Origin of the sequence: Streptomonospora arabica (assembly GCF_039531585.1) — a bacterium.
GTDB lineage: Bacteria > Actinomycetota > Actinomycetes > Streptosporangiales > Streptosporangiaceae > Streptomonospora > Streptomonospora halophila.
Map to the genome: position 1 here is coordinate 582737 of NZ_BAAAQI010000001.1, position 17864 is coordinate 600600.

Consider the following 17864-nt stretch of genomic DNA (forward strand, 5'->3'; position numbering starts at 1 on the left):
GGCGCAAAGCGCCCCGGTCGGTGCGGTCTCAGCCGCGCAGCCAGCCGAAGCTGTCGGCGCTGGCCCCCGTCGGCTTGTACTCCAGGCCCACATGGCCGCTGTAGCCGCCGTCCTGCGCCCGGGCGAGCAGGTCCATCAGGGGCAGGTCGCCGCTGCCGGGCTCGCCCCGCCCGGGCGCGTCGGCGATCTGGATGTGACCGAACTCGGCGGCGTGGTCGCGCACCACGGCCGCCACGTCGTCCCCGTTGACCGCCAGGTGGTAGAAGTCGGCGAGCAGCGCGACGTTGGCGGCTCCGGCCTCCTTGGCGGCGGCGACGAAGGCGCGTCCGTCGGCGGCGGTGATCAGGGGGTAGTCGGCGGAGCCGCTGATGGGCTCGATGAGGACCGTGCCCCCGACGGCCTCCAGCGCCTTGGCGGCGGCCAGCGTGTTCTGCAGGGCGGTCTCGTCCTGCTCGGCGGGCTCGACGCCGTCCCTGCGCAATCCGTACAGCGCGTTGAAGCCCGCGGTGCCGGTGCGTTCGGCGATCGCCGCGACGACGTCGAGGTTGTCGCGGAGCTCCGGCACCCGGTCGGGGTGGGAGAGGACGCCGCGGTCGGGGCCGGGCAGCCGCCCGGCGAACAGGTTCAGCCCGGTGAGGCTGACTCCGGCGTTCTCGATGGCGGCGACGAACGCGTCGACCTCGGCGTCGCCGGGCGCGGCGCTCTCGAAGGGCCACCAGAACTCGACGGCGTCGAACCCGGCCCGGCGCGCGGCGGCGGGGCGCTGGTGGAGCGGAAGCTCGGTGAACAGCAGCGAGCAGTTGACGGTGTAGGGCAGCGAATGGCTCATGGCTCGCCTCCTTCGGGAGGACGGGTGGAGGGGGTCGGCTGGTCCGGAGCGCCTGCCTGCGCAGGGCCCGCGGCGGGTCGTGGGAGGAAGGCCGCCGGCCGCGCACCGGAGCGCTCGGCGGCGGAGCCCGCCCGGGTGGGGCGGCGAAAGGGGTGGCGCCTACGGGGTGGCTGTGCCTCGTATCGTCGGCCCGCTGCAGCGGTTTCCGATATGTGGAATATGATTTTCACTTCAAGGAATTATAGTGAGTTTGCGCCACGCCCATGGGGTTGTCAACCACCCGTGCGGCTCCGCTTCGGCGGCCGCTCGGCCCCGTTGTACGCACCCCGGACGACCGGCTCGCGGATTTCCGCCGCTGCGCGGGTACGCCGCCCGCACACCGGGCAGGTTCAGGGCCACCGGGGGTCCCGCTCCGGCATCCGCGGATCCGGGCACCGCCGGGCACGACCGGCCAAGGAGGACGCCATGCCGGACGACCCCACATTGCGGAGTGCCGACGCCGGCCTCGCGCGCGTCAACGCGCTCTCGCCCGAGGAGTTCCGGGCGGAGTTCGGCCGGTGCCTGGGCGTCGAGCGCTGGGCGGAGGAGCTGCGCCGGCGCCGCCCCTTCAGCTCCCGCTCCGAGCTGCTGGACGCAGCGGACAGGATCGCGCGCACGCTCACCGACGAGGAGGTCGCCGCCGCCCTGGAGCGGCACCCCCGCATCGGCGAGCACGCCCGCGGCGCACGAACCGAGGCCGAGTGGTCCCGCGGCGAGCAGTCGGGGTTCAGCGCGGGAGAGGCGGGTGTGCGCGAGCGGTTCGCGGCGGCCCAGGCCGACTACGAGCGCCGCTTCGACCGGATCTACCTGGTCTGCGCGGCCCACCGCTCAGCCCGCGAGCTGCTGGACGACCTCACCGCCCGGATGGGCAACGACGCCGTGACCGAGGAGCGCGTCGTCGCGGGCGAGCTCCGCCGGATAGCCCTGCAGCGCGTCGAAAGGGTGCTCGACAGCCGATGAGCCACGTCACCACGCACGTGCTGGACACCGCCCGCGGCCGCCCGGCCGCGGGCGTGCCGGTCCGCCTGGAGCGCCCCGCCTCCCACGGGGCGGGCGCCGACGGCCGGACCGGCGGCTGGACGGCGATCGCCTCCACCGCCACCGACGACGACGGGCGCGCCGGCGCCCTGGGCCCGGAGCGGCTGGCGGCGGGGCCCTACCGGCTCGTGTTCGACACCGCCCACTACTTCGCGCGCACCGGGCAGCAGGGCCTCTACCCGGAGGTGCCGGTGGTGTTCGAGCTCGCCGACGAGGACACCCATTACCACGTTCCGCTGCTGCTCAGCCCGCATTCCTACACGACCTACCGCGGCAGCTGACCCGCGGCGCGCCGGGCCGCGGACGGCGGCGCCCGGCGATCGGGTACACCGGCCCCCACCCCCGGACCGAGGAGATGCCGATGCCTGAGACCACCGTGTCGGCCGGGTCCAGGGCCTGGCCAGGGCATCCGGGATCGCGGACTGGTCGTCGGCTGTCTTCTTCGACCGAACGGTGGTGCCGGGGTTGCCGACCGCTCCCTCCGCTCCTCCGGGGGCTCGGCGTCGTGCCGTCGGCCCGCGGAACACCCCGCCGTCATCTCCGTGAGCAGCGACCTGAGCGCGGAACTCGATCAGCGACCGGAGCGCCCCGGAGAGCCGGGCGGCCACTCCTCGGAAGCCGCGCAAGGCAAGCGACCATCAGCCACACCCGGCCCTCCCGGGCCACCCGACAACGTACGGAGCCAGCCATGGGAATCCGGCTCGGGCGCAACGAGTACGGCAAGGCGGAGGTGCGCCTGGTGCACGTCGACCGCTCCGCCGACGACCACCGCATCAAGGACCTCAACGTCAGCACCCGGCTGCGCGGCGACATGGAGGCGGTGCACACGCGCGGCGACAACGCCAACTGCCTGACCACCGACACCCAGAAGAACACGGTCTACGCGCTGGCGCGCGAGCACGGAGTCGCCGCCGCCGAGGACTTCGGCCTGCTGCTGGCCCGGCACTTCACCGGCGAGCACGCCCCCGTCCACGGCGCGGCGGTGGAGCTGCAGGAGTTCGCCTGGCGGCGCATCCCCACCGCGGAGGGCCCGCACGGCCACGCCTTCGTGCGCAGCGGGGCCGAGACCCGCACCGCCGTGGTCACCGCCGACCGCGGCGGGGAGTGGGTCGTGTCCGGCTTCGAAGGGCTGACGGTGCTCAAGTCCGCCGACTCGGAGTTCCGCGGCTTCCCCCGGACCCGGTTCACCACCCTGGCCGAGACCGGCGAGCGCATCCTGGCGACCGACGTCACCGCCCGGTGGCGCTACGTCGCCGAAAGCAGCGCTCCGGGACGGGCTCCGCAGGCCGTGGACTGGGACGCGGCCTATGAGCGGGTCAAGGCGCTGGTGCTGGAGGCGTTCGCGACCACCCGCAGCCTCGCGCTGCAGCAGAGCCTGTACGCCATGGGCGAGGCGGTGCTGCGCGAGCGCGCGGACATCGCCGAGATCCGCTTCTCGATGCCCAACAACCACCACTTCGCGGTGGACCTCGCCCCCTTCGGCATGGACAACCCCAACGTGGTCCTCCACGCCGCCGACCGCCCCTACGGCCGCATCGAGGCCGCCGTCGAACGCGACGACGCCCCGGACGCGGGCCGGGCCTGGGACTCGGTGCCCGGTTTCGTCTGAGGGGCCGGCCGCGCGGCGCGGCGGCACCGCCGCTACCGGGCCGGCGGTACCGCTCCCCGGATCAGCAGCCGCCCGCGCGGCGCCGCGTCCGGGGCCGCCGGAAACACGCGCCGCCCGCGCAGCCAGGTGGCGCGGACCTCACCGAGGAGATCGCGGCCGTGGTAGGGCGTCAGCGGGTGGCGGTGGCTCAACGAAGCCGCGTCGACGCGGAACCCGGAGTCCGGGGCGACGACCGCGAAGTCGGCGTCGAAGCCCGGCGCGAGCGCGCCCTTGCCGGCCAGCCCCGCGATCTCGGCGGGGCGCCGCGCCATCCACGCCGCCACGTCGGCGAGCGTGTGCCCCCGCGCGGCGGCGGCCGTCCACACCGCGGCGAAGCCCACCTGCAGACCCGAGATCCCGCCCCACGCCGCAGCGAAGTCGCCGGCGGCGGTGTCCTTCAAATCGGGTGTGCTGGGCGAGTGGTCGCTGACCACGCAGTCCACGGCTCCGTCGGCCAGACCCCGCCACAGGGCCTCGCGGTCGGCGGCGCCGCGGATCGGCGGGCAGCACTTGTACTCGGTGGCACCCGCCGGGACCTCCTCCGCCGCCAGAGCCAGGTAGTGCGGGCAGGTCTCGGCCGTCACCGGCACGCCCGCGGCCCGCGCCCGCGCGACCCGCGCCAGGCCCGCCGCCGACGAGAGGTGCAGGAGGTGCACGCGCGTACCCGTGTCCCGCGCCGCATCGACCGCCGTGCCCACCGCCGCCGCCTCGGCCGCGGCCGGACGGGAGGCCAGGAAGTCCGCGTAGGCGCGCCCGCGCGGCGCGGGCGCCGCCGCGAGCACACCCGGGTCCTCGGCGTGCACGATCAGCAGCCCGCCGAACCCCCCGACGGCCGCCGCCGCGGCACGCAGCCGCTCGGCGCTCAGGTGGCCGAACTCCGGCACCCCCGACGGCGACAGGAACGCCTTGAACCCGCAGACGCCGGCCTCGTGCAGCCGCCGCAGCTCGCCCGCCGTCTTCGGCCCGGTGTTCTCGGGCACGGCGCCGCCCCAGAACGCCACGTCGACCGCGACCGCGCCATCGGCGGCCGCGCGCTTCGCCGCCAGGCCGCCGAGGGTCGTGGTGGGCGGGACGCTGTTCAGCGGCATGTCGACCAGTGTGGTGATCCCGCCGGCGGCCGCGGCGCGGGAGGCGGTGGCGAAGCCCTCCCACTCGGTGCGGCCCGGCTCGTTCACGTGCACGTGGGTGTCGACCAGGCCCGGCAGCAGCACCTCGTCCGCGGCGGTCTCGACGGTGCGCGCCGCCCGTGCGGCGCGGTCGAATCCGCCGACCCAGGCGATGCGCCCGCCGCGCACCCCGATCGCCGCCGCGCGCTCCCCGTCGGGGGTGACCGCGCGGCGCGCCCGTACGACCAGATCGCAGTCGTCGGCGGCCCGCCCGGCCGCCGCCCGGGTCCGGCCCGCGCCGTCGGTGTCCACGTCTGCTCCCTTCCCCGGACCGGAGGGTTCGCCGCCGGCCGCCTCGTACCGGCCGCTAGCCGACCCGGCGTTGCGCCAGGGCCGCCAGGTCGTCGGCGCCCGCGCCGCACGCCGCGGCGACCTCGGGCTCGTCGAGGGCGCCGCACTGCAGTCCGCGGGTGAGCACCGCGGCAAGGGCCTGGGCCGTGGCGGGCTCGTCGAGGACGGTGCCGCCGACCGATCCCAGGTAGTCGGCCAGGCGGGCGGCCGCCGGGCCGAACGCCCGGCGGTAGAAGACGTAGGTGGCCAGGTACCGGGTGGGCAGCTGGTGCGGATGCATGTCCCACCCCTGGTAGAAAGCCCGTTCCAGGGCGCGCACCACGAGCCGCGTGTGCAGCCGCCAGGCGGCGTGCACCTGCTCGGCCGCGCCCACGGGCAGCACGTTGGCGGCGCCGTCCGAGAGCCGGACGCCCGTCCCGGCGGCCGCGACCTGCATCACCGCCTTGGCGTAGTCGGCGGCCGGGTGGTCCATGGCCTGGTGCGCGGCGGTCACGCCGCAGGCGGCGGTGTAGTCGTAGGTGCCGAAGTGCAGCGCGGTGACGCGGCCGCCGCCGGCCCGCACCATCCGGGCGAGGTCCGCGGTGCCGCCGGGTCCGATCACGCACTGCGGGGTCTCGACCTGCAGTTCGAACCGCAGCCGCCCCTCCGCCAGCCCGAACAGCCGCTCCATGCGGGCGAGCGCCCACGCGGCGGCCTCCACCTGCTCCACCGACGTGATCTTGGGCAGGGTGATCCGCAGGCCCTCCGGCAGCCCGCCGGCCGCCTCCAGCAGCCCGCTCAAGAACAGCGCCAGGCTGCGTGTCCCGCGGCGGCGCCCCTCGGCCGCCATGCCCTTCATGCGGATGCCGACGCCGGGCGGCGCGGTCCCGGCGGCGACGTCCGCGCCGAGCGCGGCCGCCGCCGCCCCGACGTGGGCGTCCTCCTCGTCGTCGGTGCGGACCCCGTAGCCGTCCTCGGCGTCGACGCGCAGATCCTCGACCGGTTCCCGGTCAAGCTTGGCCAGCACGCGAGGCTGTGCCGCGGCCACGTCGGCCTCCTCCAGGCCGGTCGCCGCGGCCAGCTCGGCCGCACCCGGGGCGAACGCGCGCAGCGCCGCTACCGCCTGCTCACCCCAGGCGGCGGCGAGGCCGCGCCTGATGCGGTCAGCGGGCACGTAGACGGTGTGCACCGGCTGCCGCCCGCCGTCCGCGCCGGGGTAGTCGCGGCGCAGCCGCGCGTCGGCGCGCGCGAGCCGGGCGTCCAGCCCGGCGTTCATCTCCTCCAGCGCCCCCGCCAGCCGCGACGGGGACGGGCCGGTGTCCGCGCCCGGCGCCACGCCCCCGCCGCCTCCGCTTGCAACCACCCCTGAGCCACCGCCTCTTCGACCGGGTACGGTCACCACCACCGCCGCCTCCGCCCGGGCCGCCGCGCACTCGGACGCAGATGACGGAGACTCTCATCGCGCATACGCCTTCTATATCGCGGACACTAACTTTTACAATTCGGAACAACAAGAGTCGGCGGGCTGCCGGCGGCCCCCGGGGGCGCCGCGGCCGCCGGAGCACGAGATGGGAGCAGCTGACTTGGCTTCGTCACAGGCGGCGGCCGACGCCGACCCCGCACCCAGGGCGCGCTCGGGCGGCGTGCAGTCGCTGGACCGCGCGTTCTCCCTGCTGGAGATCATGGCCGAGGCCGGAGGCGAGGTCTCGCTGAGCCGGCTCGCCGAATCCTCCGGCCTGCCGCTGCCCACCATCCACCGGATCATCCGCACCCTGCTCGCCAACGGCTACGTGCGCCAGCTCCCGTCCCGCCGCTACGCGCTGGGCCCCCGGCTCATCGGCCTGGGCGACAGCGCCTCGCGGATGCTGGGCACCTGGGCGCGCCCGCACCTGGGCCACCTCGTCGACGAGCTGGGCGAGACGGCCAATCTGGCCATGCTCGACGGCGACAAGGTCGTCTACGTCGCACAGGTGCCCTCTCAGCACGCAATGCGGATGTTCACCGAGGTGGGCCGGCGCGTACCGGCGCACTCGGCGGGCGTGGGCAAGGCGCTGCTGGCCCAGCTGCCGGAGAAGGAGGCGCTGGCGACGCTGCGCCGCACCGGTATGCCCGCCGCCACCGACCGCACCATCACCGGGGCCGAGGCCTTCCTCGCGGAGATGAACCGCATCCGCGAACGCGGCTACGCCATCGACGACGGCGAGCAGGAGGTGGGTGTGCGCTGCCTCGCCGTGCCCGTGCAGGGCGGACCGGCGATGATGGCGGTCTCAATCTCGGGCCCTGAGGCCCGGGTGAGCTGGGACTTCGTCGCCCGCGCCGCCCCGATCGTGCGCCGCACCGCCCTGCAGCTGGCCGGCGACCTCGATCACCGCGACTAAGCCTCCGGTGCCGCGGAGGGGCGGGCGCGTCACGGACGCGCTCGCACTCGGCCGGGGCCGCCGCAGACCGCCTCCGCCCCGCGGCCCCGGGGCCGCGGTACCGGGCCACCGGGAGGGCCGCGCAGCCCGTGCGGCGAGACGGCCCGGCGGCGGGCGCGACCGGGTTCGGGCCCGGGGGTCAGGTCTGCTGGTCGAAGCCCAGGCGCCGCAGCTGCTTGGGGTCGCGCTGCCAGTCCTTGGCCACCCGCACCCGCAGGTCCAGATACACCCGGGCGCCCAGCAGCCCCTCGATGTGGCGGCGGGCGGCCGAGCCCACCTCCCGCAGGCGCGCGCCCTTGGCGCCGATCACGATCGCCTTCTGACTGGGGCGCTCCACGTACAGCGACGCGTAGATGTCGATCATCTCGCGGCCCTCGCGGGTCTCCTGGCGCGGCAGCATCTCCTCCACCACGACCGCGATGGAGTGCGGGAGCTCGTCGCGGACGCCCTCCAGGGACGCCTCCCGGATCAGCTCGGCGACCAGCATCTCCTCGGGCTCGTCGGTGAGGTCGCCCCCGGGGTACAGCGGCGGGCCCTCGGGCAGGCGCTCGCAGAGCACGTCGGCCACCGTGTCGACCTGGAAGCCCGACTCCGCCGAGACCGGCACGATGTCGGCCCACTCCCCCAGCCGCTCCACCGCCATCAGCTGTTCGGCTACCGCGGCCTTGTCGGCGCGGTCGGTCTTGGTGACCAGCGCGATCACCGGGGTGTCCCGCTGCGCGGCGAGCTCGCGGGCGATGTAGGTGTCGCCGCGCCCGATCGGCTCGTCCGCGGGGATGCAGAAGCCGATCGCGTCGACCTCGACCAGGGTCGAGCGCACCAGGCTGTCCAGCCGCTCCCCCAGCAGCGTGCGCGGCTTGTGCAGCCCGGGGGTGTCCACGATGATCAGCTGGGCGTCGTCGCGGTGCACGATCCCGCGCACCGTGCGCCGGGTGGTCTGCGGCCGGGTGCTGGTGATGGCCACCTTCTGGCCCACCAGCGCGTTCATCAGGGTCGACTTGCCCACGTTGGGGCGGCCGACGAAGCAGGCGAACCCGCTGCGGAAGCCCTCCGGGTAGGAGGGCATCTCCAGCGGAGTGCGCAGCTTGTCCAGGTCGAGGTCGTCCATCTCTCCAGTCTCATCCGCTCCCGCGGCGGACGCCACCGCCGCGGGTCCGACGCGCTCGCGCGCTCAGGGGTGCAGGACCGCGGTGGGCGTGCCGTCCGGAGCGGCCAGCACCACCAGCGGTGTCTTCATGTCTGCGGCCACGGCCCGGTCGGCCTCGGCCGGCTCCGCGGCCCGGGTGACGACCGCGGCGGCCTCCAGGGCGCCCGCTTCGCTGGAGACCGCCGCGGCGACGGCGGCCTGCAGTGCGGTGAGCTTCAGGGACGGCAGCGCCACGGTGGCCGCGGTGTAGGTGCGGCCGGTCTCGTCGCGCACCGCCGCGCCCTCGGCGGCCTGGGTGCGGGCGCGCGTGGCGCGCGCCAGGGTGACCAGCTTCTCGTCCTCGGGGTCGAGCTGCTCCGGCGCGGCTGGCTCGGTCACGGTGGGTCTCCTCCCAGCGGGGTCGTGTCGTGGCACGGAGCCGGCAGAACCCGGCATCCGGCGGTCCGCGGCGCGCGGGCAGGCGCTGCCGAGGCGGGCGGGGCGGGCCCCGCCGCGCGTCTCACTCCTCACCCGCCTCCGCGGACTCCAGCGCCTCCACCAGCACCGTGGCGGTCTGGTTGCGGCGTCCCACCGTGTCCTCGGCGGTCAGCCGCAACCCAGCGTAGACGGCCTGGGACCCCGTGATGGGCACGCGCCCCAGCGCGTAGGCGAGCAGCCCGCCGACCGTCTCGACGTCGGGGGCGTCCAGCTCGGTCCCGAACAGCTCGGCCAGCTCGCCCAGCGGCAGGCGGGCGGTGACGCGCGCCCGGCGCTCGTCCAGCCGCTCGATGGGCGGGACCTCGTCGTCGTACTCGTCGGTGATCTCGCCGACGATCTCCTCGACGATGTCCTCGATGGTGACCAGCCCGGCCGTACCGCCGTACTCGTCGATCACCACGGCCACGTGGATGCGCCGCTGCTGCATGTCGCGCAGCAGCTCGTCGATCGGCTTGGAGTCGGGCACGTAGGACGCGGCGCGCATGACGTCGCCCACCGTCTCGGCCCCGGCCGGCTCGGCCCTGCCGGCGCCGGCGGCGCCGCGCGCCCACTCCTGGCGCATGCGCGCGACGACGTCCTTGAGGTAGACGATGCCCACGACGTCGTCCTCGTCCTGCCCGGTGACGGGGATGCGGGAGAACCCGCTGCGCAGCGCGAGGGACAGTCCGTCGTCGAGCGAGGAGTCGCGCTCGACGAAGACGATGTCGGTGCGCGGCACCATCACCTCGCGCACCGAGGTGTCGTCGAGCTTGAACACCGAATGGATCATCTGCCGCTCTTCGGCGTCGATGACGTGGCCGCGCTCGGCCAGGTCCACCAGGCGGCGCAGCTCGCTCTCGCTCGTGAACGGGCCGCTGCGGTCCCCCAGGTTGCGCGGAGTCAGCGACCGGCCCAGCCGCACCAGCGTCCCCGAGACCGGGCCCAGCACCGGCGCGAGGGGCGCGAGGAAGGCGACGCTGGCCGCGGCCAGCGAGGCGGCGAACTGGCGGCCCAGGATGCGCGGCGTGACGCCGACGAACACGTAGTCCACGACGGTCATCACGACCACCGCGCAGGCGGCCGAGAGCCAGCCCAGGCCCAGCCAGCCGACGAAGCCCACCGCCAGCGCCACCGCGGCCAGCGCCTGGCAGGCCACGCGCAGCAGCAGCACCGTGTTCAGGTGCTCGGCGGGTTCGGCCAGGACCCGGCGCAGCCGCTGCGCCGCGGGTGTGTCGTCGTCGGCCGGCTCGGCCTCCATCCCCGAGGCGCGGGTGACCGCCACCTCCGCGCTCACGAAGAACGCGGCGGCCAGGGCGAAGACCAGCGCGGCGGGAAAGGCGTAGAGAGGGTCGATCCCGACCGCGCCCGCGGCCGCCGCCGTGTCCACCGGGGGCGCGGTCGCCGGCTCGGCACCCGGCCAGCCGGCGTTCATCGCGCGGTGTCTTCTCTCTCCTGCGGCCGGTCGCCCGCCGCGCCGTCACCCGACCGCCAGCCCGCGAGCAGCTCGGCCTGGAGCCCGAACATCTCCTTGTGCTCGTCGGGTTCGGCGTGGTCGTAGCCCAGCAGGTGCAGGATGCCGTGCGTGCACAGCAGGTCGGTCTCCTCCTGGGCGCTGTGCCCGGCCTTCTCGGCCTGGCGGGCGGCGACCTGCGGACAGATGATCACGTCGCCCAGCACGCCCGGCTCCGACGGGCGGTCCTGACCGCCGGGGCGCAGCTCGTCCATAGGGAACGACATGACGTCGGTGGGCCCGGTCTCGTCCATCCAGCGCACGTGGAGCTCGGCCATCGGCTCCTCGTCGACGAGGACGATGGACAGCTCCGCCAGGGGGTGGATCCGCATCGCGTCCAGGACGAAACGGGCCAGCCGGCTCAGCCGTTCCTCGTCTGCCGGGACGCCGGACTCGTTCGCGACGTCGATACTCATTTTGCTCAGCGCGCCTTCGTCTCGTACTCGGTAGGGGGCGGCATGCGGGCCGCGCGCCCGTGCGTCCTGCGCACGGACCCGGCGGCCCGCGGCCGCGTCACCCGGAGGTGCCGGTGCCCGGGCCGGAGCGGGACGCCCCCGGCCGCCCGCGCGCGCTCGGGGAACCGTTCTGCTGCGTGTCGTACCGACCATAGGCGTCGACGATGGCGCTGACCAGCTTGTGCCGCACCACGTCGGTGCTGCTCAGGCGGCAGAAGCCGATGTCGTCGATGCCGTGCAGGATGTTCTCGATGGTGCGCAGCCCGCTGGTGGTGCCTCCGGGCAGGTCGACCTGGGTGACGTCGCCGGTCACCACGATCTTGGACCCGAAGCCCAGGCGCGTGAGGAACATCTTCATCTGCTCGGGTGAGGTGTTCTGCGCCTCGTCGAGGATGATGAAGGAGTCGTTGAGCGTGCGCCCCCGCATGTAGGCGAGCGGCGCCACCTCGATGGTGCCGGCCGACATCAGCTTGGGGATCGACTCCGGCGCCAGCATGTCGTGCAGCGCGTCGTAGAGCGGGCGCAGGTAGGGGTCGATCTTCTCGTAGAGCGTGCCCGGCAGGTAGCCAAGGCGCTCGCCCGCCTCGACCGCGGGGCGGGTGAGGATGATCCGGTTGACCTGCTTGTTCTGCAGCGCCTTGACCGCCTTGGCCATGGCCAGGTAGGTCTTGCCGGTTCCGGCGGGGCCGATGCCGAAGACGACGGTGTGGCGGTCGATGGCGTCGACGTAGTGCTTCTGGTTCAGGGTCTTCGGCCGGATGGTGCGCCCGCGCGCCGAGAGGATGTTGTGCGTCAGCACGTCCGCGGGGCGCTCGCCGCCGCCTCCCGGCGACCGCAGCATGCTCAGCGTGCGGTCGATGGCGTCGGGGGTGACCACGGTGCCGTTCTTCACGAGTTCGAGCAGCTCTTCGATCAGCCGCACCACCACCGAGGTCTCCTCGGGGCTGCCGCTGATCGTGATCTCGTTGCCGCGGACGTGGATGTCGCTGTCGAAGGAGCGCTCGACCGTACGGAGCAGCTCGTCGCCCGAGCCCAGCAGGTTGACCATCATGTGCTCTTCGGGCACCGCGATCTTCACCTGCGTGCTCTGTTGTGTTGACTCGACCATGATGTGGCCTTGCGGCCGTCTCGCCCCTGCCTCTCGCGAATACGGAGTCTGGAATCGGGTTCGCCTGTCGCGCGGCCCCGAGCCGGGGACGTGATCACCGTGGCCGCAGTGATCGAAGCGAACGCTGTCGTCGTTTTCCAGTCTACCAACGGGATCGCTGCGCCCCCGAGTGGTTTTATCCGGGGGGCCACTCCAGGCCGCGCCCGCCCAGCAGGTGGCAGTGCAGGTGGAACACCGTCTGCCCGGCGCCGGATCCGGTGTTGAACACCATGCGGTAGCCGGTGGATGCGACGCCCTCGTCCTCGGCGATGGAGTGGGCCTCGCGCACGACCTCGTCCACGAGGCCGGTACCCGCGCCGGCGGCCGAAGCGGCGTCGGGGTGGTGCTCGCGCGGGATCACCAGCACGTGCGTGGGCGCCTGGGGATTGATGTCGCGGAAGGCCAGCACGCGCTCGCCGTCGCGGACGATCTCGGCGGGCACCTCGCCGGAGGCGATCTTGCAGAACAGGCAGTCGGGATCGGTCGTGCTCACCTGGGGCCTCTCCGTCCGGGTGGTCGTTGCGGCCGCCGCGCCGCCCCCGTATCGGGATGCCGCGCGCACAGCGCACCCCATGATGCCCGAGTGGCGCACGGTGTGCTGAACGGGAATGTCCCGAGCCGGAGACCCACGCGCGGCGCCGCTGCGAATTGCGGCCGTGTTGGGCCGTCCGGCTGCCGAAAGCGGGCACCATCTTCTACGGTGTGCGTCACACCGCCCTTCCGCGGCGCCCTCCGCGCCGTCGTCCCGTCGCCAAGATGTCCCCTCTGCTAGTGGTGCTCCTGTGAGGTCGTCTCCAAAGCCGTCCGCTCCTGCGGGCGCATCCCGGCCGCCGCGCCCCTTCCGCGGCGCCGCGGGCTATCCTGTTGCTTCGCACAGCGTGGGCCGCGCCGTCCTGTACCGTCAGCACACTGCCGGCGGCACGGGGACGGCGGACTGCGGGCACCCCCCGCGTCCGGGGCGGACCGCGGCGCGCGGTCCGAAGCACACGATCACGGCGATTTCGACGCGGAACGAGAAGTAGAGGTATGCCCTTTCGTAAACCCGACGACAAGGGCGCGCGTCAAACCGACGTGACTGAAACCATGGTCGCAGGAGCCCCGGCCGCACCGGTCGCCGTCGACTGGGACGCCGACCAAGCCGTCACCCAGCTGTACACCACGCAGTACCGACCGCTGGTCCGGCTGGCCACACTGCTCGTGCGCGACTCCGGAACCGCCGAAGAGGTCGTGCAGGACGCCTTCGTCGCCATGCACGGCGCATGGCGGCGGCTGCGCGACCCGAACAAGGCCCTCTCCTACCTGCGCCAGTCCGTGGTCAACCGGGCCCGCTCGGTGCTGCGGCACCGAGCCGTGGTAGAAAAGCACGCGCCCAAAGCCCTTCCCGACGCCCCCAGCGCCGAACAGGGCGCCATGGGTGAACTCGAACGAGCGGCCGTCATCGATGCGCTGCGCGAACTCCCCACCCGGCAGCGGGAGGCGATCGTGCTGCGGTACTACGGCGACCTGTCCGAGGCGCAGATCGCCGACGCGATGGGCATCAGCCGCGGCGCAGTCAAGAGTCACACCGCCCGGGGGATAGCCGCGCTCCGCTCGGTTCTGGAGCAGACGACATGACCGAACCACCAGAGGACCCGATCGAAGAGCGCCTCCGCGCCATCCTGCGCGCCGAGGCCGACTCCGTCGACTCCTCCCCCGAGGCGCTGAACGCCATCCGGGCCCGCACGCAGCGCACGAGCCGGCTGACCGCGCTGCTGAACGCCTCGTGGCTGCGGCCGTCGCTCGCGGTCGGGGCCGCGGCGCTGATCGCGGGTTCGGTTCTGCTGGGCACCCCTCAGGTGCGCGACCAGATCCTGCCGCAGTCGCTGACCAGTCCGACCGACGACACCGGCTCCCCGCCCGCGGGCGGCCCGGGCGCCACCGACAAGGACGGGATCACGAGCCCTCCGTCCCGCCCCGACCCCGCCGACCGGCCCAGCGGCGGCGCGGAGCCCACGACGCGGCCGGCACCCCCCGAGGAGCCCGAGAGCAGCGGCGCGCCCTACGGCACGGCCGAGCACTGCTCCACCGGCGGCGAGCCGTCACCCGCTCCGAAACCGAGCTCCTCGACCGGGCCGGGCGCCGGCGCCGACGGCACGTCGCGGACCGAGTGCGACTCCTCCGACGAGCCCACCGACCCCACCGAGGAACCCCAGCCGGAGGACCCCGGCGACGGCTCCACCGGCGACTCCACGACGCCGCCCGACGACGGCGGTAACGACACCGGCGGCGGCTCCGACACGCCCGGCACCTCCGACCCCGGCGACACCACCACGGGCACGGGCACCGGCGAGTCGGCGGTCGGGGTCGGCTGAGCGGTCGCCCGGCGCCGAAGCGGTGACGGGCGAGCGCGCTAGCCACGCGGTCGCCGCAGCGGCGAAGTCCCGGACGGCTGCCGGGGGTCCCGGCGCCGACCGCGCCCTCCCCCGGGCCCTTCACAGGGCGCCGGCGTCCCGCCCCGCTCCGGCGGTGCGGCCGCCGACGCTCCGAGCACCGCCCGGCGGCCGCACCGGCGGATTCACCACCGCCCGCAGCGCGCCTGGAGCACAGAGAGCGCGGCCACGCCGGCGGTGGACGTGCGCAGCACCGTCGGGCCCAGCAGGGCGCGCACCGCGCCCGCTGTCTCCAGCGCGCCCAGCTCGCTTTCGGAGAATCCGCCTTCGGGGCCGACCACCAGCACGATCCCGTCCTCGTCGGCGGGCCCCGCCCCCGCGCCGGCCGCGGGCGGCTCGGGTGCCGTCAGGCGCTCGGGCAGCGGCAGCGCCGAGAGGCGGACCCCGGCGTCCTCGTGCAGCACGACAGCGACGCCGGCCGCGGCGACCCGTGCGCAGGCCTCGCCGATTCCGGCCTGCTCGGTGACCTCGGGGATCCGGCTGCGCCGCGACTGCTTGGCGGCCTCGCGCGCGGCGGCGCGCCACTTGGCCAGCGACTTGGCCGCCCGCTCGGGCTTCCAGCGGGTGATGCACCGCTCGGCCGCCCAGGGCACGATGCGGTCGACGCCCGCCTCGGTCATGACCTCCACCGCCAGCTCGCCGCGGTCGCCCTTGGGCAGCGCCTGGACCACGGTCAGGTGCGGGCGGGGCGGCGGGTCGACGCCGCGCTCCTCGACCGCGCAGACCACGCGGTCCCCGCCGGCTTCGAGCACCCGGCAGCGCGCGCGGGTCCCGGCGCCGTCGACCAGGTGCAGGGTCTCGCCCACGGCGACCCGCCGCACCGTCGCGGCGTGCCGGCCCTCGGGGCCGGACAGCACCACGGTGCCGCCGTCGAGCCGGCCGGGTTCGCACAAGAAGACCGGAGGTGTCACACCTCACCCCAATTCCAGGGCCGGGCGCGGGCGCCCGGCACGACGGCCGGCCACAGACGCGGGCCGGCTCCGTGCGTGCGAGCACGCGGAGCCGGCCCGTGTCCGAGCGCCCGGCGGACGATCCGCTAAGGCCGCGGCCGAGGCCTCAGCGCGCCCCGAAGGCGTCGCGCAGCCGCGAGAACAGGCCGCCGTGGCCCGGGCTGAACTTGCCCGGAGGCTGGTCCTCGCCGCGCAGCTCGGCGAACTTGCGCAGCAGTGCCTCCTGCTCCTCGTCCAGCTTGGCGGGGGTCTCGACGTCGACCTGGATCATCAGGTCGCCGCGCCCCGCGCCGTCGAGGTGGCGGCTGCCACGCCCCTGCAGCGTGATGACGTGGCCGGAGCCGGTGCCGGGCCGCAGGTCGATCTCCTCGGTGCCGTCGAGCGTCTCGAAGGTGAACGAGGCGCCCAGCGCGGCGGCGGTCATCGGCACGGTTATGGTGCAGTGCAGGTCGTCGCCGCGCCGCTCGAAGGTCGGGTGCGGGCGCTGCACGATCTCCAGGAAGATGTCGCCGCGCGGGCCGCCGTTGGGGCCGACCTCGCCCTCGCCGGCCAGCTGGATCTGGGTGCCGTCCTCGACGCCCGCGGGGATCTGCACCTTGCGGGTGACCTTCTCGCGCACGCGGCCCTCGCCGGCGCAGTCGGCGCAGGGATCGGTGATGACCGAGCCCTGCCCGGAGCACTGCGGGCACGGCCGCGTGGTCATGACCTGGCCCAGGAACGACCGCGCGACCTGCGAGACCTCACCGCGCCCCTGGCACATGTCGCAGGTCTGGCGGTGGGTGCCCTTGGCCGTGCCCTCGCCCTGGCAGGTGTTGCACAGCACCGCCGTGGGGAAGGTGACGTCCTTGGTCACACCGAACGCGGTCTCGGAGAGGTCCAGCTCGATGCGGACCTTGATGCTGCGCCCGCGCCGCGCCCGGTCGCGGGGGCTGCGCCCGCCTCCGGGCTGGCCGCCGCCGAAGAACGCGTTCATGATGTCGTCGAAGGGGAAGCCGCCCGCGCCGAAGCCGCCGGCCCCCGCTCCGCCCCCTCCGCCGGAGGGCGCGAAGGGATCGGCGCCCATGTCGAACATCCGGCGCTTGCTGTCGTCGGAGAGGACCTCGTAGGCCTGGGTCACTTCCTTGAAGCGATCCTGCGTGGCCGGGTCCGGGTTGACGTCCGGGTGGAGTTCGCGGGCGAGCCGCCGATACGCCTTCTTGATCTCGTCCTTGGATGCGTCGCGCCGCACCCCGAGGATCTCGTAGTAGTCTCTCGCCACTTACTGCCCCGCAAGTATCTGTCCGAGGTACCGAGCCACAGCGCGTACCGCTCCCATCGTTCCTGGGTAGTCCATCCGAGTGGGGCCGACCACACCGATCTTGGCCAGAGGCTGATCGCCGATCCCGTAACCGGCCGAGACGATCGATGTGGATCTCAGACCCTCGTGAGAGTTCTCGGCGCCGATGCGCACCGTCAGCATGGAAGGGTCGCCCGCCTCTCCCAGCAAACGGAGCAGCACGACGTTTTCTTCCAAAGCCTCGAGTACGTCCCGCAGGCTAGCCGACAAATCCATCGCGGCGAGATTCGCCGTACCACCGAGGACGATCTTCTCGTCGTGGCGCTCGACGAGGCTCTCCAGCAGAACCGACAGCACGGCCGCGGCAAGGGCGCGGTCGTCCGGCGGCAGCTGGCCGGGCAGATCCTCCACGGCACTGGGGACCTCGGTGAGCCACGTGCCCACCAGAGCCCGGTTGAGCATCTGCCGGAGGCTGTCCACAGCGTCCTCGCTGACCGCCTCCAGACCGTCTATGACCCGCTGCTCGACGCGGCCGGTGTCGGTGATGAGGACCATCATCACGCGCTGCTGGCCCAGCGGGACCAGCTCCACGTGCTGCACCGACGACCGCGTGAGCGACGGGTACTGTACCACCGCCACCTGGCGTGTGAGCTGGGCCAGCAGGCGCACCGTGCGCCCCACGATCTCGTCGAGGTCGACCGCGCCGCCGAGGAAGGTCTCGATGGCGCGCCGCTCGGCTCCGGAGAGCGGCTTCACGGTGGACAGCCGGTCCACGAACAGCCGGTAGCCCTTGTCCGTGGGGACCCGCCCGGCGCTCGTGTGCGGCTGGGCGATGTAGCCGTCCTCCTCCAGGGCCACCATGTCGTTGCGGATGGTAGCGGGGGAAACACCGAGGGTATGCCGGTCCGACAGCGCCTTGGACCCCACGGGCTCGTTCGTGGACACGTAATCCTCGACGATCGCACGCAGAACCGCCAGCTTCCGCTCGTCGAGCACGTGCTCACCTCCTGGCACTCCATGGTCCTAAGTGCTAATTCTATGCCGTCGTGCAAGGTCGGATCGAAAACGGGCCGCCGGATCCCGCCGC

18 protein-coding genes are annotated in these 17864 nt (G+C 74.1%); 6 read left to right on the top strand and 12 right to left on the bottom strand.

Annotated features, from left to right (window positions below; translation table 11 throughout):
• Positions 1-28: 28 nt before the first annotated feature.
• Positions 29-829, bottom strand: a complete 801-nt coding sequence (locus ABD284_RS02515; RefSeq protein ID WP_344140505.1) for a hydroxypyruvate isomerase family protein — start codon at positions 827-829, stop codon at positions 29-31.
• Positions 830-1294: 465 nt separating this feature from the next.
• Here ABD284_RS02515 and uraD point away from each other — a divergent pair, with 465 nt between their 5' ends.
• The 3 genes from uraD to pucL all read left to right on the top strand — a co-directional run bounded on the left by uraD (position 1295) and on the right by pucL (position 3515).
• Complete coding sequence (uraD, locus tag ABD284_RS02520) at positions 1295-1828, top strand: 2-oxo-4-hydroxy-4-carboxy-5-ureidoimidazoline decarboxylase (RefSeq protein WP_344140507.1); 534 nt, start codon at positions 1295-1297, stop codon at positions 1826-1828.
• Positions 1825-2187, top strand: a complete 363-nt coding sequence (gene uraH, locus ABD284_RS02525; protein ID WP_344140509.1) for a hydroxyisourate hydrolase — start codon at positions 1825-1827, stop codon at positions 2185-2187. Before uraD ends, uraH begins: the two co-directional genes overlap by 4 nt.
• A gap of 407 nt (positions 2188-2594) precedes the next feature.
• Positions 2595-3515, top strand: coding sequence for a factor-independent urate hydroxylase (gene pucL, locus ABD284_RS02530; RefSeq protein WP_344140511.1), 921 nt, complete (start codon positions 2595-2597; stop codon positions 3513-3515).
• A gap of 32 nt (positions 3516-3547) precedes the next feature.
• Here pucL and allB read toward each other — a convergent pair whose 3' ends face one another.
• Together allB and ABD284_RS02540 are read right to left on the bottom strand one after the other, a co-directional pair.
• Complete coding sequence (gene allB / locus ABD284_RS02535; RefSeq protein WP_344140513.1) at positions 3548-4972, bottom strand: allantoinase AllB; 1425 nt, start codon at positions 4970-4972, stop codon at positions 3548-3550.
• Positions 4973-5027: 55 nt separating this feature from the next.
• On the bottom strand, positions 5028-6266 hold the full coding sequence (locus tag ABD284_RS02540) for a DUF6986 family protein (protein ID WP_344140771.1): 1239 nt from the start codon (positions 6264-6266) through the stop codon (positions 5028-5030).
• A 367-nt stretch (positions 6267-6633) separates the two neighbouring features.
• On the opposite strand from ABD284_RS02540, the gene ABD284_RS02545 reads away from it, so the two are divergent.
• Complete coding sequence (locus ABD284_RS02545) at positions 6634-7368, top strand: IclR family transcriptional regulator (RefSeq protein WP_386699325.1); 735 nt, start codon at positions 6634-6636, stop codon at positions 7366-7368.
• Between the two features lie 178 nt (positions 7369-7546).
• On the opposite strand, the gene era is transcribed toward ABD284_RS02545, so the two are convergent.
• The 6 genes from era to ABD284_RS02575 all read right to left on the bottom strand — a co-directional run bounded on the left by era (position 7547) and on the right by ABD284_RS02575 (position 12615).
• Entirely contained in the window at positions 7547-8515 is a 969-nt protein-coding gene (gene era, locus ABD284_RS02550; RefSeq protein ID WP_344140518.1) for a GTPase Era, read from the bottom strand.
• Positions 8516-8578: 63 nt separating this feature from the next.
• The gene (locus tag ABD284_RS02555; RefSeq protein WP_344140520.1) at positions 8579-8932 is read right to left on the bottom strand and encodes a cytidine deaminase; all 354 of its coding nucleotides are present in this window, start codon (positions 8930-8932) and stop codon (positions 8579-8581) included.
• Positions 8933-9053: 121 nt separating this feature from the next.
• Complete coding sequence (locus tag ABD284_RS02560) at positions 9054-10442, bottom strand: hemolysin family protein (protein WP_344140522.1); 1389 nt, start codon at positions 10440-10442, stop codon at positions 9054-9056.
• The gene (ybeY, locus tag ABD284_RS02565; protein ID WP_344140524.1) at positions 10439-10936 is read right to left on the bottom strand and encodes an rRNA maturation RNase YbeY; all 498 of its coding nucleotides are present in this window, start codon (positions 10934-10936) and stop codon (positions 10439-10441) included. The genes ABD284_RS02560 and ybeY overlap by 4 nt, the downstream gene beginning before the upstream one ends.
• 97 nt (positions 10937-11033) lie before the next feature.
• Positions 11034-12083, bottom strand: a complete 1050-nt coding sequence (locus ABD284_RS02570) for a PhoH family protein (RefSeq protein WP_344140526.1) — start codon at positions 12081-12083, stop codon at positions 11034-11036.
• Between the two features lie 175 nt (positions 12084-12258).
• A complete protein-coding gene (locus tag ABD284_RS02575) occupies positions 12259-12615 on the bottom strand; it encodes a histidine triad nucleotide-binding protein (protein WP_344140528.1) in 357 nt (118 codons plus the stop codon).
• A 590-nt stretch (positions 12616-13205) separates the two neighbouring features.
• On the opposite strand from ABD284_RS02575, the gene ABD284_RS02580 reads away from it, so the two are divergent.
• Together ABD284_RS02580 and ABD284_RS02585 are read left to right on the top strand one after the other, a co-directional pair.
• Positions 13206-13736: a SigE family RNA polymerase sigma factor gene (locus tag ABD284_RS02580; RefSeq protein WP_344140772.1), complete on the top strand. Its 531-nt coding sequence runs from the start codon at positions 13206-13208 to the stop codon at positions 13734-13736.
• Entirely contained in the window at positions 13733-14473 is a 741-nt protein-coding gene (locus tag ABD284_RS02585) for a hypothetical protein (RefSeq protein WP_344140530.1), read from the top strand. Before ABD284_RS02580 ends, ABD284_RS02585 begins: the two co-directional genes overlap by 4 nt.
• Positions 14474-14676: 203 nt before the next feature.
• Here ABD284_RS02585 and ABD284_RS02590 read toward each other — a convergent pair whose 3' ends face one another.
• The 3 genes from ABD284_RS02590 to hrcA form a co-directional block, all read right to left on the bottom strand.
• Positions 14677-15462: a 16S rRNA (uracil(1498)-N(3))-methyltransferase gene (locus ABD284_RS02590; protein ID WP_344140532.1), complete on the bottom strand. Its 786-nt coding sequence runs from the start codon at positions 15460-15462 to the stop codon at positions 14677-14679.
• A gap of 145 nt (positions 15463-15607) precedes the next feature.
• Complete coding sequence (gene dnaJ / locus ABD284_RS02595) at positions 15608-16759, bottom strand: molecular chaperone DnaJ (protein ID WP_344140534.1); 1152 nt, start codon at positions 16757-16759, stop codon at positions 15608-15610.
• A complete protein-coding gene (gene hrcA / locus ABD284_RS02600) occupies positions 16760-17773 on the bottom strand; it encodes a heat-inducible transcriptional repressor HrcA (RefSeq protein ID WP_344140536.1) in 1014 nt (337 codons plus the stop codon).
• Between the last annotated feature and the right edge of the window lie 91 nt (positions 17774-17864).